This is a genomic window from Providencia stuartii, from assembly GCF_029277985.1.
GTDB classification, from domain to species: domain Bacteria; phylum Pseudomonadota; class Gammaproteobacteria; order Enterobacterales; family Enterobacteriaceae; genus Providencia; species Providencia zhejiangensis.
Map to the genome: position 1 here is coordinate 4,201,731 of NZ_CP119546.1, position 21,760 is coordinate 4,223,490.

Sequence of the window (21,760 nt, forward strand, 5' to 3'; positions counted from 1 at the left end):
ATAATATATTCAGGCAAATTTATTTCGTGACGAATAGACTCACCCTCATTTATGAAGAATACATATAACTTGCGTAGCATCGCAGCAATAGCCATTGGTCAAGTCATTGACAAAGGCCAATCCCTAAGTACGGTACTACCTGAATTACAAAAAAATATTAGCGATAAAGATAAGTCTCTATTACAAGAGATCTGTTTTGGTGTTCTCCGCTATTTGCCTAAACTTGAATGGTTTGTTAGCCAACTAATGGAAAAACCACTGACAGGTAAGCAACGAACATTACACTACCTCATTATGGTTGGTATTTATCAGCTACTCTATACACGTATTCCAGCTCATGCAGCCCTGGCTGAAACAGTCAATGGAGCCGTTGCATTAAAACGTCCTCAACTAAAAGGGCTTATCAATGGTGTATTGCGTTCATTCCAAAGACAACAAGCTCAGTTAGAAGAACGTAGCGCAAATCATAATAGTCAATATTTACATCCTAGTTGGTTACTAAAAAGACTGCAAAACGCATACCCTAACGAATGGCAATCCATTGTTGAAGCGAACAACCAACGTCCACCTATGTGGTTGAGGGTTAACGCTCAACATCATAGTGCTGAACAATACCAAAAGCTGTTGGAAGAAATAGGAATTACATCTGAGCGACATCTTAAACACCCTTCCGCATTAAGGCTATCTGAACCAACTTCAGTAGCAAAACTACCCGGCTTTGATGATGGCTGGTCTACAGTACAAGATGTCTCCGCCCAAGGTTGTGCCGAAATACTTGCACCTCAAAATAATGAACATATTCTCGACCTATGTGCAGCACCTGGCGGTAAGACAACTCATATCTTAGAAATAGCACCAAAAGCGCATGTTGTGGCTGTCGATATTGATGAATCTCGCCTAAAACGCGTAAACGAAAATTTGTCGCGACTCAAGCAGCATGCTGTTGTTATTCAAGGTGATGGAACTACTCCTGAGCAATGGGCTGAGGGTAAAGTGTTTGATCGCATATTGCTTGATGCACCATGTTCAGCAACCGGTGTTATTCGACGTCACCCAGATATAAAATGGTTAAGACGGGATTCTGATATTAATGAGCTCACCGTTCTTCAAGCCAAAATACTCGAGTCTATTTGGCCATATTTAAAAGTAGGCGGTACTCTTGTCTATGCAACTTGCTCTGTTATGCCCGAAGAGAATAGCCTGCAAATAAAAAACTTTTTAGCTAAACACCCGGAAGCTAAACTGAATGATGGCACAAGTGCAGGATTACAAATACTCCCCAGTGAAACAGGGGGTGATGGTTTCTTCTACGCACGCCTAGTAAAGCAAATAAATTAACTGGATAAGGCTTGTCTGAGATAGGAATATTCAATGAAAATCATTATTTTAGGTGCAGGACAAGTTGGTGGAACTCTCGCTGAAAATCTAGTAGACGAAAACAATGATATTACTGTCGTTGACACGAATGCTGATCGCTTGCGTCAATTACAAGATCAGTTTGATCTTAGAGTCGTCAATGGTCACGGCTCCCACCCACGAGTTCTCCGTGATGCGGGAGCTGAAGATGCAGATATGTTAGTCGCAGTTACTAATTCAGATGAGACTAACATGATCGCATGTCAAATTGCCTATAGTCTTTTTAATACCCCGAATAAAATCGCGCGTATTAGAGCAACTGAATATATCCGTGAAGCAGACAAGCTATTTTTACCTGAACAAATTCCTATTGATTATTTAATCTCTCCGGAACAATTAGTCATAGACTATATTTACAAACTAATCCAATACCCTGGCGCACTCCAAGTAGTTAATTTTGCCGAAGGTAAAGTCAGTATTGTTGCGGTTAAAGCCTATTATGGCGGTTCACTCGTGGGTAATGCTCTATCAAGCTTACGTGAACACATGCCACATATTGATACCAGAGTCGTAGCAATATTCCGTCAAGATCGTCCTATAAGACCTCAAGGCTCGACCATCATTGAAGCTGGAGATGAAGTATTTTTTGTCGCTTCAACACAACATATTCGCGCTGTCATGAGTGAATTACAACGTCTAGAAAAACCTTATAAACGTTTAATGATAGTAGGTGGCGGTAATGTTGGTGCAGGCTTAGCAAAACGGCTAGAAAAAGATTATAGCGTCAAGCTAATAGAGCGTAATCAACAACGCGCAACAGAACTGGCTGAACTACTTCATGATACGATCGTGTTTTATGGTGATGCTTCTGATCAGGAGTTATTAACCGAAGAGCATATTGAGCAAATGGATGTATTCATAGCCCTAACTAACGACGACGAAGCAAATATCATGTCGGCTATGTTAGCTAAAAAAATGGGGGCTAAAAAAGCCATGGTCTTAATTCAACGCACCGCTTATGTTGAATTAGTTCAAGGAGGGGTGATTGATATTGCTGTATCACCACAGCAAGCAACAATCTCGGCATTACTTGGTCATGTCCGAAAAGCCGATATTGTCAGCGTTTCCTCATTAAGAAGGGGGGTTGCTGAAGCCATTGAGGCAATTGCACACGGAGATGAAAATACATCTAAAGTTGTAGGAAAGAAAATTTCAGATATTAAGCTTCCACCGGGAACAATTATTGGTGCTTTAGTTAGAGAAGATGAAGTTATTATTGCCAGTGATTATCATATTATTGAACAAGGTGATCATGTCATCATGTTTATTACAGATAAAAAATATGTACCTGACGTTGAAAAACTATTTCAGCCTAGCCCTTTCTTTTTATAAAAATAAAATGACGATTCATTTGCAGCTTAATTGATCTAGGTACTATAATTTGTTAACTAAATATTTATTTTATGAAACAGAGTTTTTAATTAGGGGGTCAAATGAGTTTTTTAAAAGAGTTTCGTGAATTTGCAATGAAGGGCAATGTTGTCGACATGGCTGTCGGTATCATTATTGGTGCAGCATTCGGTAAGATTGTTTCTTCATTAGTAGCTGATGTCATTATGCCCCCTCTCGGCTTATTAATTGGCGGGGTCGACTTTAAACAATTCAGTGTTATTTTAAGGGCGGCTGAAGGAGATATGCCTGCTGTTGTTCTTAATTATGGTATGTTTATTCAAACGGTATTTGATTTTGTTATTGTCGCATTTGCTATTTTCATGGCAATTAAAGTGATGAATAAAGTACGTCGCGAAAAAGAAGCAGAACCTGAAGCGCCACCGGCACCGAGTAAAGAAGAAGTTTTATTATCAGAAATTCGTGATTTATTAAAAGAACAAAATAAAAAGTAATAACTAAAAAGCCAGTGGTAATACGTAGAATAACTTATTACCACTGGCCTCCCAGTTACCATTTCTTTGATGTTTTCCTTTCCGAGTATAGCTTCCTTTTCCTTTCTTATTTTTTTCAACACGTTGCCTAAATAATGGGTCGTGTAACAATGCTTCAATTGCATTATCTTTTATCTGACCACGTTTATGTTGATATTGGCTCATGGTATATACCTTCCTATAACAATAAAACTAAATGGTAATCAACTAATAGACTTTGGATGCACCCTTTTCAAGAATCTCCATTATCGAACAATATGTTGTTGCGTGTTCCTCGCCACAGCAAGCGGAGCTAAGCATCTTCAAAGAATCACGCATAATAATAAGTTCTTGGATCTTTTTTTCAACTTCAAACAGACGCAAATCAACAATTTTTTTTGACTCTTGGCATGTATGATGTTCAGGATCGACTCTTATCGATAAAAGCTCAGTAATCGCTTCCAAAGTAAAACCTAATTGCTTTGCATAACGGATGAAACGCAGCCGTTGCAGATCTTGATCCGTATACAAGCGATAACCGCCTTCAGTCCTAAGCTTATGCCCCATCAGACCTTGCTTTTCATAAAAGCGGATCGTATCAGGGGTAACATCAGCAAGACGAGCAATTTGCCCTATTTTATACATACTCATGGGTACTCCACTTTAAATAAGGTCTAAATGGAATAAATCAAGGATGATGTTCAGTGGAAGATAGAATAGCAGGTACAAAAAAACCGGGCAAATATACCCGGTTTTTTTGATAGCAAACAGATTACTCTGCAGCTACTTCTTGAGACTCAACAGCACGGTCAACAAGCTCGATGTAAGCCATCGGAGCATTGTCACCAGTACGGAAGCCACACTTAAGAATACGAGTGTAACCGCCCGCACGCGCTGCAAAGCGAGGTCCCAATTCATTAAACAATTTTGCCACGATCTCGTTATCACGAGTACGGGCGAATGCCAGACGACGATTAGCTACGCTGTCGGTCTTGGCAAGAGTAATCAGCGGCTCAACGACGCGACGCAGTTCTTTCGCTTTAGGCAGAGTCGTCTTGATGATTTCATGACGAACTAAAGAACCTGCCATGTTACGGAACATAGCTTGGCGGTGGCTGCTGTTGCGGTTCAATTGACGACCACTCTTACGATGGCGCATGACCTTATCCTTCTCAGTAAAACCTTAACCTGTGATCCTAATCATCAGCAATACTTGCTGGTGGCCAATTTTCTAAGCGCATGCCCAGAGAAAGACCACGAGATGCCAAGACGTCCTTAATTTCAGTAAGAGATTTCTTACCAAGGTTAGGCGTTTTAAGCAACTCAACTTCAGTACGCTGTACCAGATCACCGATGTAGTGGATAGCTTCTGCTTTAAGGCAGTTAGCAGAGCGGACAGTCAATTCCAGATCGTCAACTGGGCGCAATAAGATAGGATCGAACTCTGGTTTCTCTTCTTTAACTTCAGGCTGACGAACATCACGTAAGTCAACAAAAGCTTCAAGTTGTTCAGCCAGGATAGTCGCTGCACGGCGAATCGCCTCTTCAGGATCGATTGTACCGTTAGTTTCCATTTCGATAACTAACTTATCCAAGTCAGTACGTTGCTCAACACGAGCTGCTTCAACATTGTAGGCAATACGCTCTACAGGGCTATAGCAAGCATCGACTAACAAACGACCAATTGGGCGCTCATCTTCTTCCGAATGTACTCGGGCAGAAGCCGGCACATAACCACGACCACGCTGAACTTTGATACGCATATTGATTGATGCGCTTTCGTCTGTCAGGTGGCAGATAACGTGCTGTGGCTTGACGATTTCGACATCGCCATCATGGACGATGTCGGCTGCAGTCACAGGGCCAATGCCAGATTTATTCAAGGTTAAAATAACTTCATCTTTCCCCTGAACTTTTACCGCCAGCCCTTTCAGGTTGAGGAGAATCTCCAGGATATCTTCCTGTACACCTTCTTTGGTGCTGTACTCATGCAGTACACCATCAATCTCAACCTCTGTCACCGCACAACCCGGCATAGACGAAAGCAGAATACGGCGCAGTGCGTTACCAAGAGTATGACCGAAGCCACGCTCTAAAGGCTCAAGGGTCACCTTGGCGTGCGTCGAACTCACTTGCTCGATATCTACCAGGCGCGGTTTTAGAAACTCTGTCACAGAACCCTGCATTGTGTCCTCTCTTTGGTGCTAAGCTTTACTTAGAGTAAAGCTCGACGATCAGGTGTTCGTTAATGTCCGCAGACAGGTCAGTACGTTCAGGAATACGTTTGAACACACCTTCCATTTTAGCAGCATCAACTTCCAGCCAAGTTGGCTTCTCACGCTGTTCAGCCAGCTCTAAAGCAGCCTTAATACGAGACTGTTTTTTCGCTTTCTCACGAACGCTGATAACGTCATTCGGGGAAACCTGATAAGAAGCGATATTAACTACTCGACCATTTACCATGATAGCCTTGTGGCTAACCATTTGACGTGCTTCTGCGCGAGTTGCGCCAAAGCCCATACGGTAAACGACGTTATCAAGACGGCCTTCCAGCAGAGTCAGCAGGTTTTCACCTGTGTTGCCTTTCAGACGTGTTGCTTCTTTGTAATAGTTACGGAATTGACGTTCTAGAACACCGTAAATACGACGAACTTTTTGTTTTTCACGTAACTGAACACCGTAGTCAGACAGACGCGGTTTACGCGCGCCGTGCTGGCCAGGTGCTTGTTCTAATTTACACTTGGTGTCAATCGCGCGAACACCAGACTTCAGGAAGAGGTCTGTTCCTTCGCGACGGCTCAGCTTGAGCTTAGGACCCAAATATCTAGCCATTTTCTTTCTCCAACAGTCCTAAAAACGAAACGTATTAAACGCGACGTTTTTTCGGTGGGCGACAACCGTTATGAGGGATAGGAGTCACATCAGTAATATTTGTGATGCGGAAACCTGCGGCGTTCAGAGCACGAATTGTTGATTCGCGACCCGGACCCGGTCCCTTAACCATAACTTCCAGGTTCTTGATACCGTATTCTTTCACGGCTTCTGCGCAACGCTCTGCTGCAACCTGAGCTGCAAACGGAGTGGATTTGCGAGAACCACGGAAACCGGAACCACCGGCAGTTGCCCAACCTAATGCGTTACCCTGACGATCAGTAATAGTAACGATTGTGTTGTTGAAAGAAGCATGGATATGAGCCACACCGTCTGAGACTTGTTTTCTTACACGTTTACGTGCACGAATTGGTGCCTTTGCCATTATTCAGTACCCCGACTTATTTCTTGATCGGCTTACGCGGACCCTTACGGGTACGAGCGTTAGTCTTAGTACGCTGTCCGCGCACAGGAAGACCACGACGATGACGTAAACCACGGTAACATCCAAGGTCCATCAGACGCTTGATGCTCAGGGTAATTTCACGACGTAGGTCACCTTCTACCACATACTTGGCAACTTCGTCACGCAGCTTGTCGATTTGTTCTTCAGACAGCTCACTGATCTTAACATTTTCAGCAATACCAGTTGCTTCACAGATAGCCTGTGAACGAGTTTTGCCGATTCCGAAAATCGATGTTAAAGCGATTACGGTATGTTTATGATCAGGAATGTTAATGCCTGCTATACGGGCCACTATGCACTCCTAAGTTAAAATATACATTACTGTGCTGAAAAGCCCGTTTTCAGGATACTCAAACAATAATGTATCTTCGATAAAAAAGATTGGCTGGCTAATTTAGCCAGCTCAACCCAACTTTGCAAGAAAAAAATGCTTTTTCTTAACCTTGACGTTGTTTATGTCTTGGTTCAACACTGCAAATTACACGAACGCTACCATTGCGACGGATAACTTTACAGTTACGGCATAATTTCTTGACGGAAGCACGAACTTTCATTTTTACTCTCCGTAACTTCTAAAGCAAACCATAATCACACTAAGTGATTACTTACCTTTAAGATTTGCTTTCTTCAATGCAGACTCATATTGACTTGACATCATGAGAGTTTGCACTTGAGCCATAAAGTCCATGATAACGACGACTACGATTAATAGGGAAGTACCACCAAAGTAAAAAGGTACTTTCATTGCGTCACGCATGAACTCCGGGATTAGGCAGATAAAGGTAATATAGAGCGCGCCAACTAAAGTTAGACGTGTCATTACCTTATCAATGTACTTGGCCGTTTGCTCTCCCGGACGAATTCCTGGTACAAATGCACCGGACTTCTTCAGGTTATCTGCCGTTTCTCTTGGGTTGAAAACCAACGCCGTATAGAAGAAACAGAAGAAGATGATCGCAGAAGCATAAAGCAACACATACAACGGTTGGCCTGGTTGTAAATACATCGAAATAGTCGTTAACCAGTCCCAACCAGTCCCATCACCGAACCAGGATGCTATTGTACCCGGGAACAGTATGATACTGGAAGCAAAAATTGCAGGAATTACACCCGCCATATTCACTTTTAGTGGTAAATGTGTGCTTTGTGCAGCATAAACACGGCGTCCTTGTTGGCGTTTCGCGTAGTTAACAACGATACGACGTTGACCACGCTCCATGAATACAACAAAGAAAGTTACCGCGAATACGAGCACTGCAACCAACAGCAACAGGAGGAAGTGCAGATCGCCTTGCCGAGCTTGCTCGATAGTATGGCCAATGGCCGGCGGTAGACCCGCAACGATACCAGCGAAGATAATGATTGAGATACCGTTACCAATACCTCTTTCAGTTATCTGCTCACCTAGCCACATCAAGAACATGGTTCCAGTAACTAAGCTAACAACAGCCGTGAAGTAGAACGGGAGACCCGGATCAATAACTAGCCCTTGCATCCCTGGCATATTCGGAAGACCCATCGCAATACCAACAGATTGGAATATTGCTAAAACCAAAGTACCCCAACGGGTATATTGGCTTATCTTCCGACGACCTGCTTCACCTTCTTTCTTAATCTCTGCTAATCGTGGGTTAACCACAGATAATAATTGGATAATAATTGACGCAGAAATATACGGCATAATACCCAAAGCAAAGATAGAAGCTCGGCTAAGAGCACCACCAGAGAACATGTTAAACATATCAATGATGGTGCCTTGTTGCTGTTCGAGCAATTTGGCAAGCACAGTGGCATCAATACCAGGGATTGGAATAAAAGAACCAATTCGGAAAACGATTAGTGCACCAATAACAAACAAAAGTCTGCGCTTCAGTTCACCAACTCCACCCTTGGCACTTTGAAAATCTAATCCTGGTTGTTTAGCCATCTGTCACTTATTCCTCAATTTTACCGCCGGCAGCTTCAATCGCAGCGCGAGCACCTTTAGTAACACGAAGGCCACGTACAGTAACTGCACGATTCACTTCGCCAGACAGAATAACTTTCGCATATTCAATCTGGATGCCAACAACATTCGCGGCTTTTAGTGCGTTCAGATCAATTACATCGCCTTCAACAGCAGCAAAATCAGACAGACGAATCTCTGCGGTGATCATTGCTTTACGTGAAGTAAAACCAAATTTTGGTAGACGACGGTATAAAGGCATCTGGCCACCTTCAAAACCACGACGTACGCCACCGCCAGAACGAGATTTCTGACCTTTGTGACCACGTCCGCCGGTTTTACCCAGACCAGAACCGATACCACGACCTAAGCGCTTAGGCGCGTGCTTGGCACCTTCAGCCGGAGACAGAGTATTTAAACGCATCTCTTACTCCTCAACTTTAACCATGTAGGAAACCAAGTTGACCATACCGCGAACAGCAGGAGTATCCTCACGTTCTACTGTATGACCAATGCGACGCAGACCTAAACCGACCAAAGTTGCCTTATGCTTAGGCAGACGACCGATTGAACTGCGAACTTGTGTAATTTTAATAGTCTTAGCCATGGCTGATTACCCCAGAATTTCTTCGACGGATTTTCCACGCTTAGCTGCGACCATTTCTGGAGACTTCATGCTGTCTAAAGCATCCAGTGTTGCACGAACCACGTTGATTGGGTTTGTGGAACCATAGGTTTTAGCCAGTACGTTGCGAACTCCAGCTACTTCTAAAACAGCACGCATTGCACCACCGGCAATGATACCGGTACCTTCGTGAGCAGGTTGCATAAACACGCGAGAACCGGTGTGTGTACCTTTCACAGGGTGGAACAGTGTGCCGTTGTTTAGAGCAACGGTTTTCATACTGCGACGGGCTTTTTCCATCGCTTTCTGGATTGCTGCCGGAACTTCGCGCGCTTTGCCGTAGCCAAAACCAACGCGACCGTTACCATCACCAACTACTGTTAGTGCTGTAAAGCTGAAAATACGGCCACCTTTAACGGTTTTTGCTACGCGGTTTACCGCTATCAGCTTTTCCTGCAGTTCACCAGCTTGTTTCTCGATGTGAGCCATCTTACACCTCTACCTTAGAACTGAAGGCCAGCTTCACGGGCAGCATCTGCCAGTGCCTGGACTCTACCATGATATTGGAAACCAGAACGGTCAAAAGCAACAACAGTGATGCCTTTTTCCAGTGCGCGCTCAGCAATAATTTTACCAACAACTGCTGCTGCGTCTTTGTTTCCAGTGAATTTCACTTGCTCATTGATAGCTTTTTCTGTAGTAGAAGCGGCCACCAAAGTTTCAGAACCGTTTGGAGCGATAACCTGCGCATAAATATGGCGTGGAGTACGGTGTACCACCAGGCGTGTCGCACCCAACTCTTGGATCTTGCGGCGTGCGCGGGTCGCACGACGGATACGAGCTGCTTTCTTATCCATAGTGTTACCTTACTTCTTCTTAGCCTCTTTAGTACGCACGATTTCATCGGCGTAACGAACACCCTTGCCTTTGTAAGGCTCAGGACGACGGTAAGCACGCAGTTCTGCCGCGACTTGACCAATCACTTGCTTATCAGCACCTTTCAGTACGATTTCAGTTTGTGTTGGACATTCTGCAGTAATGCCTGCTGGCAGTGCGTGTTCAACCGGATGCGAGAAACCTAAAGACAAGCTAACTGCATTGCCTTTGATTGCTGCACGGTAACCAACACCGACTAGTTGAAGTTTTTTAGTGAAGCCTTCAGTAACACCAACAACCATTGAGTTAAGCAAAGAACGAGAAGTACCCGCCTGTGCCCAAGCATCAGCAAAACCTTCGCGTGGTGCGAAAGTTAAGCGGCCATCTTCATGTTTAACTTCAACCGCATTATGGATAGTACGAGTAAGCTCGCCGTTTTTACCCTTAATCGAAATAACCTGACCGTTGAGTTTTACCTCTACGCCGGCAGGAATGACGACGGGTGCTTTTGCCACACGAGACATTCTTTCCTCCCGAATTAAGCTACGTAGCAGAGAATCTCGCCACCAAGACCAGCTTGGCGAGCTGCACGATCAGTCATGACACCTTTAGAGGTAGAAACAACAGCGATGCCTAGGCCAGCCATAACTTGTGGCAGCTCATCTTTTTTCTTATAGATGCGCAGACTTGGGCGGCTTACACGCTGAATGCTTTCTACAACAGCCTTACCTTGGAAATAACGCAGAGTCAGTTCCAATTCTGGCTTGATGTCGCCTTCAATTTTAAAATCTTCAATATAACCTTCTTCCTTCAGCACTTTGGCAATTGCCACTTTCAGCTTGGAGGAAGGCATGGTGACCGCAACTTTGTTCGCGGCCTGACCGTTACGGATACGGGTCAGCATATCCGCGATGGGATCTTGCATGCTCATCTGTCTTTACTCCCGTGATTCAATATGGTGACAATTACCAACTAGCCTTTTTAAGGCCCGGGATTTCACCGCGCATAGCGGCTTCACGGACTTTAATACGGCTCAGACCAAATTTCCGCAGGAAACCGTGCGGACGCCCAGTTTGACGGCAGCGGTTACGCTGACGAGAAGGACTTGAATCACGTGGCAGTGTTTGCAGCTTGAGAACAGCGTCCCAGCGATCTTCATCAGATGCTTTTACATCAGAGATGATAGCTTTCAGCTCAACGCGCTTTGCGAAGAACTTATCAGCTAATTTAGCACGCTTAACATCACGCGCTTTCATAGATTTCTTAGCCATGAGTACCCTGCCTTACTTGCGGAACGGGAAGTTGAACGCTGCTAACAGTGCGCGACCTTCATCATCTGATTTCGCAGTCGTGGTGATAGTAATATCTAAACCACGTACACGATCCACTTTATCGTAATCGATTTCAGGGAAGATGATTTGTTCACGTACACCCATGCTGTAGTTACCGCGACCATCAAATGACTTAGCGGACAAGCCACGGAAGTCACGAATACGTGGTACAGCAATAGAAATCAGTCGCTCAAGGAACTCCCACATGCGTTCGCCACGCAGAGTTACTTTACAGCCGATTGGATAGCCCTGACGGATTTTGAAGCCTGCAACAGATTTGCGTGCTTTGGTGATCAGTGGTTTTTGACCAGAGATTGCTGCTAAGTCAGCTGCTGCATTATCCAGCAGTTTCTTATCAGCGATCGCTTCACCAACACCCATGTTCAGGGTGATCTTCTCGACCCGAGGGACTTGCATGACAGAATTGTAACCAAACTGAGTCATCAGTTGTTTAGTTACTTCGTCTTTATAGTAATCATGCAGTTTCGCCATCGTATACTCCAAAAATTACTTGATAGTTTCACTGTTAGACTTGAAGAAACGGACTTTTTTACCGTCTTCAAATCTAAAGCCTACACGGTCAGCCTTACCGGTTGCCTTGTTAAAGATTGCAACGTTAGAAACTTGAATAGCCGCTTCTTTTTCAACGATGCCACCTGGTTGGTTCAGAGCCGGGACAGGCTTCTGATGTTTCTTAACCAGATTGATACCTTCAACGATAACTTTACCAGAAGAAATAACCTGTTTTACTTTACCGCGCTTACCTTTATCTTTACCAGTCAGCACGATAACTTCGTCATCACGACGGATTTTCGCTGCCATAGTTCCGCTCCTTAGAGTACTTCAGGTGCCAGTGAAATAATTTTCATAAACTTCTCTGTACGAAGTTCACGAGTTACCGGCCCAAAAATACGCGTACCGACTACCTGCTCGCTGTTATTGTTTAAAATAACGCATGCATTACTATCGAAGCGAATGACAGAACCGTCCGGGCGACGTACACCCTTCTTGGTGCGCACCACTACCGCCTTCAGGACATCACCTTTTTTCACTTTACCGCGTGGAATTGCTTCTTTAACAGTAATTTTAATGATGTCGCCGACGCCTGCGTAGCGACGGTGCGAGCCACCTAGAACCTTGATACACATTACGCGACGTGCACCGGAGTTGTCGGCCACGTTCAGCATAGTCTGTTCTTGGATCATTTTAGTGCTCCGCTAAATGTCAACTACTACTGAGCCACTTCATTATTGAAGAGACCGTTCAATATACCCCATAATACGAGGGCGCGGCATTATAACACCACATCTTCGTTATGGACAGAAAAAAATAAACGGCCCAGTAAAAAAAGAGCCGTTTATTTATCAGAAGAAGCTATTCTATTACAGAATTGCTTTTTCAACAACGCGAACTAAGGCCCAAGACTTAGTCTTAGACAGTGGACGAGTTTGGCGGATTTCTACCACGTCACCGATACCACATTCATTGTTCTCGTCATGTACGTGCAATTTAGTCGTACGACGGATGAATTTACCATACAGAGGGTGCTTCACCATACGCTCGATAGCAACAACGATGGATTTCTCCATTTTATCGCTAACTACACGACCTTGCAGAGTACGGATTTTATCGCTCATTACGCACCTGCCTTCTCAGTCAGTAAAGTCTTCACACGTGCGATATCGCGACGCACTTGTTTCAACAGATGAGACTGTTGTAGCTGACCGCTTGCAGCCTGCATACGTAAATTGAATTGTTCACGCAGCAGATTCAGCAGTTCAGAATTCAGCTCTTCAACGCTTTTTTCGCGCAGCTCTTGTGCTTTCATTACATCACCGTCTTAGTTACAAAGGTGGTTTTGATAGGCAGTTTCGCTGCTGCCAGAGAGAATGCTTCACGAGCCAGCTCTTCAGGCACACCGTCCATTTCATACAGGACTTTACCAGGCTGGATCAAAGCAACCCAATATTCTACGTTACCTTTACCTTTACCCATACGAACTTCGAGTGGCTTTTCAGTAATTGGCTTATCTGGGAACACACGGATCCAGATTTTACCTTGACGCTTAACTGCACGGGTCATAGCACGACGTGCCGCTTCGATCTGACGAGCAGTCAGACGACCACGGCCCACAGCTTTAAGACCGAAAGTGCCGAAGCTAACATCCGTACCTTGTGCCAGACCACGGTTGCGGCCTTTATGCACTTTACGGAATTTTGTACGCTTTGGTTGTAACATCAGCGACTCTCCTTACTTGCGGCCTTTACGCTGCTGCTTTTTAGGTTGAGCAGCTGGTTTCTCAGCTTGTTCAACAGCAGCCATACCACCCAGAATCTCACCTTTGAAGATCCATACCTTAACGCCGAGAACACCATAAGTAGTGTGCGCTTCTGAAGTGTTGTAATCGATATCAGCACGTAGAGTGTGCAGTGGCACACGGCCTTCACGATACCACTCGGTACGAGCGATTTCAGCACCGCCTAAACGGCCACTGACTTCAACTTTGATACCTTTAGCGCCCAGACGCATTGCGTTCTGTACAGCACGTTTCATAGCACGACGGAACATAACACGACGTTCCAGCTGTGAAGCGATGCTATCAGCAACCAATTTAGCGTCTAGTTCTGGTTTACGAACTTCGGCGATATTGATTTGCGCAGGAACACCAGCGATATCCGCTACTGTTTTACGCAGTTTTTCTACGTCTTCACCTTTCTTACCGATAACGATACCTGGGCGAGCAGTGTGAATAGTCACACGGATGCTTTTTGCAGGACGCTCGATAACGATGCGTGAAATTGACGCTTTTGCCAATTCTTTGTTCAAGTACTGGCGTACTTTATAATCGCTGTCTAGGTTGTCAGCGAATTCATTAGTATTCGCGTACCAAGTAGAGTTCCAAGGTTTGACAATACCCAGGCGAATACCATTAGGATGTACTTTCTGACCCATTGCTAGTCTCCAGAGTCTCAGCGATCGGACACAACCACAGTAATGTGGCTGGTGCGCTTAAGAATACGATCTGCACGGCCTTTCGCACGCGGCATGATGCGTTTCATGGTTGGACCTTCGTCTACGAAAATTTTCGCAACTTTCAGGTCATCAATGTCAGCGCCATCGTTTTGCTCTGCGTTAGCAATTGCAGATTCAAGTACTTTCTTCACTAAACCAGCAGCTTTCTTGTTGGTATAGGTCAGAATTTCCAGAGCTTGCGACACTTTCTTACCGCGAATAAGGTCTGCAACTAAGCGAACCTTCTGGGCAGAAGAACGAGCGTGGCGATGCATAGCTAAAGTTTCCATCTCTTCCTCCTATCCTTAACGTTTCTTAGCTTTCTTATCAGCCGCGTGGCCGCGATAAGTGCGAGTCGGTGCGAATTCACCCAGTTTGTGACCAACCATTTCGTCGGTTACGAAAACTGGAACATGCTGACGACCATTATGGACAGCGATGGTCAATCCGATCATATTAGGAAAGATCGTTGAACGACGGGACCAAGTCTTGAGAGGCTTCTTGTCTCCGCTTTCCACCGCTTTCTCTACCTTCTTCAGCAAGTGCAGGTCAATAAAAGGACCTTTCTTGAGAGAACGTGGCATGGCTTATCCTCTAATTATTTTTTAGAACGATGACGTACGATGAATTGATCAGTACGCTTGTTGCTACGAGTTTTCTTACCTTTGGTCTGAACGCCCCATGGTGTTACAGGGTGTTTACCAAAGTTACGACCTTCACCACCACCATGTGGGTGATCAACTGGGTTCATCGCCGTACCACGAACAGTAGGACGAATACCACGCCAGCGGCTAGCACCAGCTTTACCCAGAACACGTAACATATGTTCAGCGTTACCAACTTCACCTAAAGTTGCACGGCAATCAGCCAGAACTTTACGCATTTCACCAGAACGCAGACGTAGGGTGACATAAGCACCGTCACGAGCAACGATCTGAGCGTAAGTACCTGCTGAACGCGCTAACTGACCACCTTTACCTGGTTTCAGTTCGATGTTGTGAACTGTAGAACCAACAGGGATGTTGCGCATAGGCAGTGCGTTACCAGCTTTGATTGCTGAATCAACACCAGATTGAATCTGGTCACCAGCTTTCAGGCCTTTAGGTGCAAGAATATAACGACGTTCACCGTCTTTATATAGAACCAGTGCAATGTTCGCAGAACGGTTTGGATCATATTCCAAACGCTCAACAACAGCAGGGATACCATCTTTGTTGCGTTTAAAGTCAACCAGACGATAATGTTGCTTATGGCCACCACCAATGTGACGAGTGGTGATACGGCCATTGTTGTTGCGACCACCGGATTTGCTGTTTTTCTCTAACAGCGGAGCATAAGGTTTACCCTTATGCAGCTCAGGGTTAACCACTTTAACTACGTGGCGACGGCCCGGAGACGTAGGTTTACATTTAACAATTGCCATTGTTCTTTACTCCTCCGACTTACTCTGCGCCGCCAATGAAGTCCAGATTCTGGCCTTCTTTCAGCGTAACGTAAGCTTTTTTCCAGTCGCTACGACGACCGAAACGCTGACCGTGGCGTTTAGTTTTGCCTTTAACCAGCAAAGTGTTAACACCTTCAACTTCGACTTCAAACAGTTTCTGCACAGCAGCTTTGATTTCTGCTTTAGTCGCGTCTTTCGCAACTTTGAGAACGATGGTATTGCTTTTTTCCATCGCTGTAGAAGCTTTTTCAGATACGTGCGGCGCGCGCAGTACTTTTAGCAGACGTTCTTCACGGATCATGCCAGCATCTCCTCAACTTGCTTCACAGCATCAGCAGTCATAACCACTTTGTCGAAGGCGATTAAGCTAACTGGGTCGATACCCGCTGCATCACGAACGTCAACCTTGTACAGGTTACGTGCTGCTAAGAACAGATTCTCATCTAATTCAGCAGTGATGATCAGCACATCTTCCAGAGCCATATCTTTCAGTTTTTGTGCTAGCAACTTAGTTTTAGGTGCTTCAACAGAAAACTTCTCGACAACGATCAGACGATCTTGACGTACCAGTTCAGACAGGATGCTTTTCAGAGCACCACGGTACATCTTCTTATTAACTTTTTGACTGTGGTCCTGTGGTTTAGCAGCAAAGCTAACACCACCAGAGCGCCAAATTGGGCTCTTGATAGAACCAGAACGTGCGCGGCCTGTGCCTTTTTGACGCCATGGTTTTTTACCTGAACCAGAAACTTCAGCACGAGTTTTCTGAGCACGAGTACCTTGACGAGCACCAGCTGCATACGCAACAACTACTTGGTGAACAAGCGCTTCATTGAAATCACGCCCGAAGGTAGTTTCGGAAACAGTCAGCGCGCTTTGCGCGTCTTTCATTACCAATTCCATTCCTATCTCCTCGACGTTAAGCCTTGACAGCCGGTTTTACGATCAGGTTGCTACCAGTTGCTCCTGGAACAGCACCTTTGACCAGCAGCAGGTTGCGCTCAGCGTCAACACGTACTACATCTAAGCTCTGAACGGTTACACGCTCATTACCCAGTTGGCCTGCCATTTTCTTGCCTTTAAACACTTTGCCCGGAGTCTGGTTCTGACCGATAGAACCCGGAACACGGTGTGACAAGGAGTTACCGTGAGTCGCATCTTGAGTACGGAAATTCCAGCGCTTAACTGTGCCGGCAAAACCTTTACCTTTAGATGTACCAGTAACGTCGACTTTTTTAACGTCAGCGAAAATTTCAACGCTAATGCTTTGACCTACGTTAAACTCTGCACCTTCTTCAGTACGGAATTCACGTAGAATACGGCCAGCTTCAACGCCAGCTTTAGCGAAATGACCTGCTTCAGGCTTAGATACACGGTTCGCTTTTTTGCTACCAGTAGTCACCTGAATTGCATTGTAACCGTCAGTTTCTGCAGTTTTAACCTGAGTAACACGGTTATTTTCGATTTCGATAACAGTTACAGGGATAGAAACGCCATCTTCAGTGAAGATACGAGTCATACCCACTTTCTTACCGACTAAACCAATCATTGTTTCAACCTCTCAATCGTTCGACGACCTGATTAACCCAGGCTGATCTGCACGTCTACGCCGGCAGCCAGGTCCAGACGCATCAGAGCATCAACGGTCTTCTCGGTTGGCTCAACGATGTCAACCAGACGTTTGTGAGTGCGAATTTCGTACTGATCACGCGCATCTTTGTTAACGTGCGGAGAAATCAGAACGGTAAAACGCTCTTTACGTGTCGGCAGCGGGATAGGACCACGAACTTGCGCACCAGTGCGCTTAGCAGTCTCTACGATTTCCGCAGTTGATTGATCAATTAAACGATGATCAAAGGCTTTCAGGCGGATACGGATTCTTTGGTTCTGCATGAGACCAGAGCTCCAACTATTTTATAAACGTAAATAATTACTCCTCGCACCCATTTCGATTGATGGGGGAGTGTAATCGTTCTTTGATGTAACCCCCAAATCGGGAGTATTGTCTAAATGAGCAACAAATCGTTGACTCAATACTGACCTTTAAAACCTAAAAAATTAGAGATTACTAATCAGTAAGCCCGCGCATTATACGCAACTGAATCTTAAACGCAAGTAATCGTGGAAAATATGTGCGAATTTTTCTGATTTTTATCCCCCTTCCCTCTTTGCCGATAATAAAAAATGCCCCATCGCACAGTAAGCAAATGAGGCATTTTTGGAAAATGCATAATGTGAAGTTTGATTACTCTTCGATGATTTGAGCTTGCGTATAGTTTTGAATCCCCATACGTTTAATTAAATCGAGCTGAGTCTCAATCCAATCAATATGGTTCTCTTCATCTGCTAAGATTTCAATCATTAAGTCACGACTAACATAGTCATGGATGGAATCAGCATAACTGATCGCTTCTTTCAGATTTTTAGCACCATCTAATTCGAGTTTGAGATCTGAGGCCAACATTTCTTCAACATCTTCACCAATGTTCAATTTACCCAGATCTTGTAGGTTAGGTATTCCTTCAAGAAATAATATACGCTCAATATATTTATCTGCATGCTTCATTTCATCAATTGATTCATGGTATTCCACTTCGTTGAGGCGGGTTAATCCCCAATTTTTGAACATACGGGCATGAAGAAAATATTGATTAATTGCTACTAATTCATTGCCCAACAGTTTGTTTAAATGGGCTATCATTTTTTTATCGCCTTTCATTTTTAATCCTCCATCGCTTCCAGTCTTTAAAGTGTAGTACTGAAATTCGATGAATGAGTAATTTTATCTGCAAGATTTAAAATGAAAGTTACTTATTAATGAATGAGTTAAATGATTCTTATTTCGATTAAGCGACTTCAGCAATGTGTAGCTGGCCGATATGTATTAGCTCTTCATTCATAATTTCACGTGTTTGCCTAATACATTTGCCACACTCACGACCAATGGGAAGAATTTGGCGCAAACCTTTTAAGGATGCCACATGATGCTGACGTACGGCATTCCTAATTTGTTTGTCGGTAATAGCTTCACAAAGACATACGTACATAACAACTACCTGTATAAATCACATACAGGTAGTTTAAATAATAATGATTACCATTTCAATTATCATTATTGTTAATTTACATTTCCCTCGCTAAGCGGTGAAGCCTCCATCAACCAGATATGAAGCACCTGTGACAAAAGAGGCTGCATCACTCGCTAAAAATGCAACAACATTAGCGACTTCTTCTGGCGTACCTATTCTTTTCATCGGATGAAGCTCTGCTAATTTTTGCTTATCTAAATGACGTCCATCTAACAAAGGAGTATCAATATAACCAGGACAAACGGCATTCACACGAATATTGTGGATCGCATAATCTATGGCTAATGTTTGCGTTAACAACTTTACTCCCCCTTTTGAGGCACAATATCCAGAAAATTCATGCTGACCAACAAAAGAGCAAATCGAACTACAGTTAACAATGGCTCCTTTTTGCCGATTTTTTAACCAATATTGAATCACTGCCTGATTGATCAAAAAAACACCATTCAAATTAACATCAATGAGACGCTTCCATTGCTCATACGCTAATTTATCCGCAGCACTATCAGTCAGAACCCCTGCATTTGCGAATAAAAAATCAATCGTGCCATATTCTTTCGCTACAAACTGTACCAATTGTTGGTTATCTTTTTCGCTAGCAGCATTCATTTGTATAAACTTTATCGGGTACCCTTTTTCCTGTAATTTCTTTTCAGCATTCTGACCACGAACTACGTTAGTCCCCGTTATCACAACTGATGCCCCTAGCGCTAAAAACTTTTTTGCCGCCGCTAAACCAATTCCACTATTACCGCCAGTAATGATACCGACCTTATTTTCAAACGAAATCATAGTTAGCTTCCTTATTTTGACATCAACTATTAAATAATAGGTGCTGTGTCTTATCTTTTTAGAAAGCACTCAGATTAATGTTTGTTCTGTGATCGATTTAACGCGTTGATATGTAATGAATAAATTAAAATATCACTCATTATTATAATATCTAGAGGAACAGTTTTATTTGTAATTGTTCGAAGTGAAATGAAAGTGAGAGAGTTAAAATAGGGAATAGAGCGCTGAAATGCAAAAGGGCATCTTAATGATGCCCTTTTTACTAAAGTGGGTTGTTATTATGCAATGATTTTTGCAACAACACCCGCACCTACAGTACGGCCACCTTCACGGATTGCGAAACGCAAACCGTCATCCATCGCGATTGGGTGGATCAGGGTAACTTTCATGTTGATGTTGTCACCTGGCATTACCATCTCTACGCCTTCTGGCAGTTCGATAGTACCGGTTACGTCAGTTGTACGGAAGTAGAACTGTGGACGGTAACCTTTGAAGAATGGAGTGTGACGACCACCTTCATCTTTGCTCAGGATATAAACTTCTGATTCGAAAGTAGTGTGTGGCTTGATTGAACCTGGTTTCGCCAGAACTTGACCACGTTCGATTTCTTCACGCTTAGTACCACGCAGAAGAACACCAACGTTCTCACCTGCACGACCTTCGTCTAGAAGCTTACGGAACATTTCAACACCAGTACAAGTGGTTTTCGCGGTCTCTTTGATACCAACGATTTCAACTTCTTCACCCACTTTGATGATACCACGCTCAACACGGCCTGTTACTACAGTACCACGACCAGAGATTGAGAATACGTCTTCGATTGGCAGCAGGAATGGCTTGTCAATTGCACGCTCTGGCTCTGGAATGTAGCTGTCCAGTGCTTCTGCTAATTCAACAATTTTCGCTTCCCACTCTGGGTTGCCTTCCAGCGCTTTCAGAGCTGAACCACGGATAACTGGTGTGTCATCGCCTGGGAAATCGTACTGAGACAGAAGCTCACGAACTTCCATTTCAACCAGCTCTAACAGCTCTTCGTCGTCTACCATGTCACATTTGTTCAGGAAAACGATGATGTAAGGAACACCAACCTGACGACCTAACAGGATGTGCTCACGAGTTTGTGGCATTGGGCCATCAGTTGCAGCAACAACCAGGATTGCACCATCCATCTGCGCAGCACCGGTGATCATGTTTTTAACATAGTCGGCGTGTCCTGGGCAGTCTACGTGTGCGTAGTGGCGAGTTGGTGTATCGTACTCTACGTGAGAAGTAGAGATGGTGATACCACGCGCTTTTTCTTCTGGTGCGTTATCGATTTGATCGAATGCACGAGCGCTACCGCCGTAAGTTTTTGCCAGAACAGTAGTGATTGCTGCTGTCAGGGTAGTTTTACCGTGGTCAACGTGGCCGATTGTACCAACGTTAACGTGCGGTTTTGAACGTTCAAATTTTTCTTTAGACATTAGATTGTCCCTCTAAGACACGGAATCGGTGGCTACACCACATCAACCAAGCAGTTAAGATTCTATTTGCTTGCTTTTTACAGGAGACAAATCAGGGAGATATTTGAGAACATAAGGGAAGTGGTGCTGATAGGCAGATTCGAACTGCCGACCTCACCCTTACCAAGGGTGTGCTCTACCAACTGAGCCATATCAGCACATCTTGGAGCGGGCAGCGGGAATCGAACCCGCATCATCAGCTTGGAAGGCTGAGGTAATAGCCATTATACGATGCCCGCAATGAACTCGGCTACCTGAGTTATCAGCTGCTAAACTGTTCCTTAAAGTTTCCTCTTGGGAAGCTTCTTGGAGATGGTGGTGGGAGAAGGATTCGAACCTTCGAAGTCGATGACGGCAGATTTACAGTCTGCTCCCTTTGGCCGCTTGGGTATCCCACCTATCCAAATTGTTAATTGGTGCCGGCACCAAGAGTCGAACTCGGGACCTACTGATTACAAGTCAGTTGCTCTACCAACTGAGCTATGCCGGCATCAAGTGCTGCGCATTCTAGGAAGAGTGAGCGCGACTT

Annotated in this window: 37 protein-coding genes and 4 tRNA genes; 3 read left to right on the plus strand and 38 right to left on the minus strand. The window is 44.4% G+C overall.

The genetic code is table 11. From position 1 onward, the window contains the following. Positions 1–51: 51 nt before the first annotated feature. From rsmB to mscL, 3 genes are all read left to right on the plus strand, one after another. Entirely contained in the window at positions 52–1,338 is a 1,287-nt protein-coding gene (rsmB, locus tag P2E05_RS19065; RefSeq protein ID WP_247047144.1) for a 16S rRNA (cytosine(967)-C(5))-methyltransferase RsmB, read from the plus strand. 33 nt (positions 1,339–1,371) lie between these two features. After that, positions 1,372–2,748, plus strand: coding sequence for a Trk system potassium transporter TrkA (gene trkA / locus P2E05_RS19070; RefSeq protein WP_154622880.1), 1,377 nt, complete (start codon positions 1,372–1,374; stop codon positions 2,746–2,748). Between the two features lie 101 nt (positions 2,749–2,849). After that, positions 2,850–3,260, plus strand: a complete 411-nt coding sequence (mscL, locus tag P2E05_RS19075; protein WP_154624951.1) for a large-conductance mechanosensitive channel protein MscL — start codon at positions 2,850–2,852, stop codon at positions 3,258–3,260. Positions 3,261–3,263: 3 nt separating this feature from the next. On the opposite strand, the gene P2E05_RS19080 is transcribed toward mscL, so the two are convergent. The 38 genes from P2E05_RS19080 to P2E05_RS19265 form a co-directional block, all read right to left on the minus strand. Next, a complete protein-coding gene (locus tag P2E05_RS19080) occupies positions 3,264–3,464 on the minus strand; it encodes an alternative ribosome-rescue factor A (RefSeq protein ID WP_167520927.1) in 201 nt (66 codons plus the stop codon). 42 nt (positions 3,465–3,506) lie between these two features. After that, on the minus strand, positions 3,507–3,923 hold the full coding sequence (gene zntR, locus P2E05_RS19085) for a Zn(2+)-responsive transcriptional regulator (protein WP_154624961.1): 417 nt from the start codon (positions 3,921–3,923) through the stop codon (positions 3,507–3,509). Positions 3,924–4,050: 127 nt separating this feature from the next. Next, a complete protein-coding gene (rplQ, locus tag P2E05_RS19090) occupies positions 4,051–4,437 on the minus strand; it encodes a 50S ribosomal protein L17 (RefSeq protein WP_154624952.1) in 387 nt (128 codons plus the stop codon). 37 nt (positions 4,438–4,474) lie between these two features. After that, positions 4,475–5,464, minus strand: coding sequence for a DNA-directed RNA polymerase subunit alpha (locus P2E05_RS19095; RefSeq protein ID WP_004926425.1), 990 nt, complete (start codon positions 5,462–5,464; stop codon positions 4,475–4,477). Positions 5,465–5,489: 25 nt separating this feature from the next. Next, positions 5,490–6,110 (minus strand): 30S ribosomal protein S4, encoded by a 621-nt coding sequence (gene rpsD, locus P2E05_RS19100; RefSeq protein ID WP_004265487.1) that lies wholly within the window; start codon positions 6,108–6,110, stop codon positions 5,490–5,492. A 34-nt stretch (positions 6,111–6,144) separates the two neighbouring features. Continuing rightward, positions 6,145–6,534, minus strand: a complete 390-nt coding sequence (gene rpsK, locus P2E05_RS19105) for a 30S ribosomal protein S11 (protein ID WP_002919257.1) — start codon at positions 6,532–6,534, stop codon at positions 6,145–6,147. A gap of 16 nt (positions 6,535–6,550) precedes the next feature. Beyond that, on the minus strand, positions 6,551–6,907 hold the full coding sequence (gene rpsM / locus P2E05_RS19110) for a 30S ribosomal protein S13 (RefSeq protein ID WP_004907144.1): 357 nt from the start codon (positions 6,905–6,907) through the stop codon (positions 6,551–6,553). Positions 6,908–7,052: 145 nt separating this feature from the next. Next, positions 7,053–7,169, minus strand: a complete 117-nt coding sequence (gene rpmJ, locus P2E05_RS19115; protein ID WP_071548716.1) for a 50S ribosomal protein L36 — start codon at positions 7,167–7,169, stop codon at positions 7,053–7,055. Positions 7,170–7,216: 47 nt separating this feature from the next. Further along, positions 7,217–8,542, minus strand: a complete 1,326-nt coding sequence (secY, locus tag P2E05_RS19120) for a preprotein translocase subunit SecY (RefSeq protein WP_070928787.1) — start codon at positions 8,540–8,542, stop codon at positions 7,217–7,219. Between the two features lie 7 nt (positions 8,543–8,549). Continuing rightward, complete coding sequence (rplO, locus tag P2E05_RS19125; protein WP_070928788.1) at positions 8,550–8,984, minus strand: 50S ribosomal protein L15; 435 nt, start codon at positions 8,982–8,984, stop codon at positions 8,550–8,552. A 3-nt stretch (positions 8,985–8,987) separates the two neighbouring features. Continuing rightward, positions 8,988–9,167 carry a 50S ribosomal protein L30 gene (gene rpmD, locus P2E05_RS19130; protein WP_004265475.1) on the minus strand — a complete coding sequence of 60 codons (180 nt, stop codon included), beginning with the start codon at positions 9,165–9,167 and terminating at the stop codon, positions 8,988–8,990. 6 nt (positions 9,168–9,173) lie between these two features. Further along, positions 9,174–9,674 carry a 30S ribosomal protein S5 gene (gene rpsE, locus P2E05_RS19135; RefSeq protein WP_004265471.1) on the minus strand — a complete coding sequence of 167 codons (501 nt, stop codon included), beginning with the start codon at positions 9,672–9,674 and terminating at the stop codon, positions 9,174–9,176. Between the two features lie 14 nt (positions 9,675–9,688). Continuing rightward, entirely contained in the window at positions 9,689–10,042 is a 354-nt protein-coding gene (gene rplR, locus P2E05_RS19140; protein ID WP_070928789.1) for a 50S ribosomal protein L18, read from the minus strand. A 9-nt stretch (positions 10,043–10,051) separates the two neighbouring features. Further along, positions 10,052–10,585: a 50S ribosomal protein L6 gene (gene rplF, locus P2E05_RS19145; RefSeq protein ID WP_154624953.1), complete on the minus strand. Its 534-nt coding sequence runs from the start codon at positions 10,583–10,585 to the stop codon at positions 10,052–10,054. 14 nt (positions 10,586–10,599) lie between these two features. Continuing rightward, positions 10,600–10,992 (minus strand): 30S ribosomal protein S8, encoded by a 393-nt coding sequence (gene rpsH / locus P2E05_RS19150; protein ID WP_004907134.1) that lies wholly within the window; start codon positions 10,990–10,992, stop codon positions 10,600–10,602. A gap of 34 nt (positions 10,993–11,026) precedes the next feature. Continuing rightward, the gene (gene rpsN / locus P2E05_RS19155) at positions 11,027–11,332 is read right to left on the minus strand and encodes a 30S ribosomal protein S14 (protein WP_154624954.1); all 306 of its coding nucleotides are present in this window, start codon (positions 11,330–11,332) and stop codon (positions 11,027–11,029) included. Between the two features lie 12 nt (positions 11,333–11,344). After that, complete coding sequence (gene rplE, locus P2E05_RS19160; RefSeq protein ID WP_070928791.1) at positions 11,345–11,884, minus strand: 50S ribosomal protein L5; 540 nt, start codon at positions 11,882–11,884, stop codon at positions 11,345–11,347. 15 nt (positions 11,885–11,899) lie between these two features. Further along, complete coding sequence (rplX, locus tag P2E05_RS19165; RefSeq protein WP_154624955.1) at positions 11,900–12,214, minus strand: 50S ribosomal protein L24; 315 nt, start codon at positions 12,212–12,214, stop codon at positions 11,900–11,902. Positions 12,215–12,225: 11 nt separating this feature from the next. Then, positions 12,226–12,597: a 50S ribosomal protein L14 gene (gene rplN / locus P2E05_RS19170; protein WP_004926446.1), complete on the minus strand. Its 372-nt coding sequence runs from the start codon at positions 12,595–12,597 to the stop codon at positions 12,226–12,228. A gap of 177 nt (positions 12,598–12,774) precedes the next feature. Further along, positions 12,775–13,029 carry a 30S ribosomal protein S17 gene (gene rpsQ, locus P2E05_RS19175; RefSeq protein WP_154624956.1) on the minus strand — a complete coding sequence of 85 codons (255 nt, stop codon included), beginning with the start codon at positions 13,027–13,029 and terminating at the stop codon, positions 12,775–12,777. Next, on the minus strand, positions 13,029–13,220 hold the full coding sequence (rpmC, locus tag P2E05_RS19180) for a 50S ribosomal protein L29 (RefSeq protein ID WP_008913885.1): 192 nt from the start codon (positions 13,218–13,220) through the stop codon (positions 13,029–13,031). The genes rpsQ and rpmC overlap by 1 nt, the downstream gene beginning before the upstream one ends. After that, positions 13,220–13,630, minus strand: a complete 411-nt coding sequence (gene rplP / locus P2E05_RS19185) for a 50S ribosomal protein L16 (protein WP_004926449.1) — start codon at positions 13,628–13,630, stop codon at positions 13,220–13,222. The genes rpmC and rplP overlap by 1 nt, the downstream gene beginning before the upstream one ends. Positions 13,631–13,642: 12 nt before the next feature. Next, positions 13,643–14,344 (minus strand): 30S ribosomal protein S3, encoded by a 702-nt coding sequence (gene rpsC, locus P2E05_RS19190; protein ID WP_004926451.1) that lies wholly within the window; start codon positions 14,342–14,344, stop codon positions 13,643–13,645. A gap of 17 nt (positions 14,345–14,361) precedes the next feature. Continuing rightward, positions 14,362–14,694, minus strand: a complete 333-nt coding sequence (rplV, locus tag P2E05_RS19195; RefSeq protein WP_004265430.1) for a 50S ribosomal protein L22 — start codon at positions 14,692–14,694, stop codon at positions 14,362–14,364. A 15-nt stretch (positions 14,695–14,709) separates the two neighbouring features. Next, complete coding sequence (gene rpsS, locus P2E05_RS19200; protein ID WP_004265426.1) at positions 14,710–14,988, minus strand: 30S ribosomal protein S19; 279 nt, start codon at positions 14,986–14,988, stop codon at positions 14,710–14,712. A 14-nt stretch (positions 14,989–15,002) separates the two neighbouring features. After that, the gene (gene rplB, locus P2E05_RS19205; RefSeq protein WP_070928794.1) at positions 15,003–15,827 is read right to left on the minus strand and encodes a 50S ribosomal protein L2; all 825 of its coding nucleotides are present in this window, start codon (positions 15,825–15,827) and stop codon (positions 15,003–15,005) included. A 19-nt stretch (positions 15,828–15,846) separates the two neighbouring features. Then, positions 15,847–16,149: a 50S ribosomal protein L23 gene (gene rplW / locus P2E05_RS19210; RefSeq protein ID WP_004926456.1), complete on the minus strand. Its 303-nt coding sequence runs from the start codon at positions 16,147–16,149 to the stop codon at positions 15,847–15,849. Next, positions 16,146–16,751 (minus strand): 50S ribosomal protein L4, encoded by a 606-nt coding sequence (gene rplD / locus P2E05_RS19215; protein ID WP_004926458.1) that lies wholly within the window; start codon positions 16,749–16,751, stop codon positions 16,146–16,148. Before rplD ends, rplW begins: the two co-directional genes overlap by 4 nt. A gap of 16 nt (positions 16,752–16,767) precedes the next feature. After that, positions 16,768–17,397 carry a 50S ribosomal protein L3 gene (gene rplC / locus P2E05_RS19220; RefSeq protein WP_154624957.1) on the minus strand — a complete coding sequence of 210 codons (630 nt, stop codon included), beginning with the start codon at positions 17,395–17,397 and terminating at the stop codon, positions 16,768–16,770. Positions 17,398–17,429: 32 nt separating this feature from the next. Then, complete coding sequence (rpsJ, locus tag P2E05_RS19225) at positions 17,430–17,741, minus strand: 30S ribosomal protein S10 (RefSeq protein ID WP_001181005.1); 312 nt, start codon at positions 17,739–17,741, stop codon at positions 17,430–17,432. A gap of 352 nt (positions 17,742–18,093) precedes the next feature. Continuing rightward, entirely contained in the window at positions 18,094–18,567 is a 474-nt protein-coding gene (gene bfr, locus P2E05_RS19230; protein WP_154624958.1) for a bacterioferritin, read from the minus strand. A 127-nt stretch (positions 18,568–18,694) separates the two neighbouring features. Then, entirely contained in the window at positions 18,695–18,895 is a 201-nt protein-coding gene (gene bfd, locus P2E05_RS19235) for a bacterioferritin-associated ferredoxin (protein WP_154624959.1), read from the minus strand. Between the two features lie 90 nt (positions 18,896–18,985). Then, a complete protein-coding gene (locus P2E05_RS19240) occupies positions 18,986–19,729 on the minus strand; it encodes an SDR family NAD(P)-dependent oxidoreductase (protein ID WP_276122946.1) in 744 nt (247 codons plus the stop codon). Between the two features lie 278 nt (positions 19,730–20,007). Beyond that, complete coding sequence (gene tuf / locus P2E05_RS19245) at positions 20,008–21,192, minus strand: elongation factor Tu (protein ID WP_154624778.1); 1,185 nt, start codon at positions 21,190–21,192, stop codon at positions 20,008–20,010. A 121-nt stretch (positions 21,193–21,313) separates the two neighbouring features. Then, a tRNA-Thr gene (locus P2E05_RS19250) sits at positions 21,314–21,389 on the minus strand. 6 nt (positions 21,390–21,395) lie between these two features. Next, positions 21,396–21,470 (minus strand) — tRNA-Gly (locus P2E05_RS19255). Between the two features lie 74 nt (positions 21,471–21,544). After that, positions 21,545–21,629, minus strand: a tRNA-Tyr gene (locus P2E05_RS19260). A gap of 16 nt (positions 21,630–21,645) precedes the next feature. After that, positions 21,646–21,721, minus strand: a tRNA-Thr gene (locus P2E05_RS19265). Positions 21,722–21,760: the final 39 nt, after the last annotated feature.

Coding starts and splice junctions, on each gene's coding strand:
- bfr (WP_154624958.1), bottom strand. CDS start 18,567: ATGAAAGGCGATAAAAAAATGATAGCCCATTTAAACAAACTGTTGGGC.
- rplN (WP_004926446.1), bottom strand. CDS start 12,597: ATGATCCAAGAACAGACTATGCTGAACGTGGCCGACAACTCCGGTGCA.
- bfd (WP_154624959.1), bottom strand. CDS start 18,895: ATGTACGTATGTCTTTGTGAAGCTATTACCGACAAACAAATTAGGAAT.
- rplP (WP_004926449.1), bottom strand. CDS start 13,630: ATGTTACAACCAAAGCGTACAAAATTCCGTAAAGTGCATAAAGGCCGC.
- rpsK (WP_002919257.1), bottom strand. CDS start 6,534: ATGGCAAAGGCACCAATTCGTGCACGTAAACGTGTAAGAAAACAAGTC.
- rpmD (WP_004265475.1), bottom strand. CDS start 9,167: ATGGCTAAGACTATTAAAATTACACAAGTTCGCAGTTCAATCGGTCGT.
- rpsE (WP_004265471.1), bottom strand. CDS start 9,674: ATGGCTCACATCGAGAAACAAGCTGGTGAACTGCAGGAAAAGCTGATA.
- rpsN (WP_154624954.1), bottom strand. CDS start 11,332: ATGGCTAAGAAATCTATGAAAGCGCGTGATGTTAAGCGTGCTAAATTA.
- tuf (WP_154624778.1), bottom strand. CDS start 21,192: ATGTCTAAAGAAAAATTTGAACGTTCAAAACCGCACGTTAACGTTGGT.
- P2E05_RS19240 (WP_276122946.1), bottom strand. CDS start 19,729: ATGATTTCGTTTGAAAATAAGGTCGGTATCATTACTGGCGGTAATAGT.
- P2E05_RS19095 (WP_004926425.1), bottom strand. CDS start 5,464: ATGCAGGGTTCTGTGACAGAGTTTCTAAAACCGCGCCTGGTAGATATC.
- rplO (WP_070928788.1), bottom strand. CDS start 8,984: ATGCGTTTAAATACTCTGTCTCCGGCTGAAGGTGCCAAGCACGCGCCT.
- rpmC (WP_008913885.1), bottom strand. CDS start 13,220: ATGAAAGCACAAGAGCTGCGCGAAAAAAGCGTTGAAGAGCTGAATTCT.
- zntR (WP_154624961.1), bottom strand. CDS start 3,923: ATGTATAAAATAGGGCAAATTGCTCGTCTTGCTGATGTTACCCCTGAT.
- rplX (WP_154624955.1), bottom strand. CDS start 12,214: ATGGCAGCGAAAATCCGTCGTGATGACGAAGTTATCGTGCTGACTGGT.
- P2E05_RS19080 (WP_167520927.1), bottom strand. CDS start 3,464: ATGAGCCAATATCAACATAAACGTGGTCAGATAAAAGATAATGCAATT.
- rpsS (WP_004265426.1), bottom strand. CDS start 14,988: ATGCCACGTTCTCTCAAGAAAGGTCCTTTTATTGACCTGCACTTGCTG.
- rpsD (WP_004265487.1), bottom strand. CDS start 6,110: ATGGCTAGATATTTGGGTCCTAAGCTCAAGCTGAGCCGTCGCGAAGGA.
- rplE (WP_070928791.1), bottom strand. CDS start 11,884: ATGGCGAAACTGCATGATTACTATAAAGACGAAGTAACTAAACAACTG.
- rplF (WP_154624953.1), bottom strand. CDS start 10,585: ATGTCTCGTGTGGCAAAAGCACCCGTCGTCATTCCTGCCGGCGTAGAG.
- rplW (WP_004926456.1), bottom strand. CDS start 16,149: ATGATCCGTGAAGAACGTCTGCTAAAAGTACTGCGCGCGCCGCACGTA.
- rplB (WP_070928794.1), bottom strand. CDS start 15,827: ATGGCAATTGTTAAATGTAAACCTACGTCTCCGGGCCGTCGCCACGTA.
- trkA (WP_154622880.1), top strand. CDS start 1,372: ATGAAAATCATTATTTTAGGTGCAGGACAAGTTGGTGGAACTCTCGCT.
- rpsH (WP_004907134.1), bottom strand. CDS start 10,992: ATGAGCATGCAAGATCCCATCGCGGATATGCTGACCCGTATCCGTAAC.
- secY (WP_070928787.1), bottom strand. CDS start 8,542: ATGGCTAAACAACCAGGATTAGATTTTCAAAGTGCCAAGGGTGGAGTT.
- rplD (WP_004926458.1), bottom strand. CDS start 16,751: ATGGAATTGGTAATGAAAGACGCGCAAAGCGCGCTGACTGTTTCCGAA.
- rpsJ (WP_001181005.1), bottom strand. CDS start 17,741: ATGCAGAACCAAAGAATCCGTATCCGCCTGAAAGCCTTTGATCATCGT.
- rpsQ (WP_154624956.1), bottom strand. CDS start 13,029: ATGAGCGATAAAATCCGTACTCTGCAAGGTCGTGTAGTTAGCGATAAA.
- mscL (WP_154624951.1), top strand. CDS start 2,850: ATGAGTTTTTTAAAAGAGTTTCGTGAATTTGCAATGAAGGGCAATGTT.
- rsmB (WP_247047144.1), top strand. CDS start 52: ATGAAGAATACATATAACTTGCGTAGCATCGCAGCAATAGCCATTGGT.
- rplQ (WP_154624952.1), bottom strand. CDS start 4,437: ATGCGCCATCGTAAGAGTGGTCGTCAATTGAACCGCAACAGCAGCCAC.
- rpmJ (WP_071548716.1), bottom strand. CDS start 7,169: ATGAAAGTTCGTGCTTCCGTCAAGAAATTATGCCGTAACTGTAAAGTT.
- rpsC (WP_004926451.1), bottom strand. CDS start 14,344: ATGGGTCAGAAAGTACATCCTAATGGTATTCGCCTGGGTATTGTCAAA.
- rplV (WP_004265430.1), bottom strand. CDS start 14,694: ATGGAAACTTTAGCTATGCATCGCCACGCTCGTTCTTCTGCCCAGAAG.
- rplR (WP_070928789.1), bottom strand. CDS start 10,042: ATGGATAAGAAAGCAGCTCGTATCCGTCGTGCGACCCGCGCACGCCGC.
- rplC (WP_154624957.1), bottom strand. CDS start 17,397: ATGATTGGTTTAGTCGGTAAGAAAGTGGGTATGACTCGTATCTTCACT.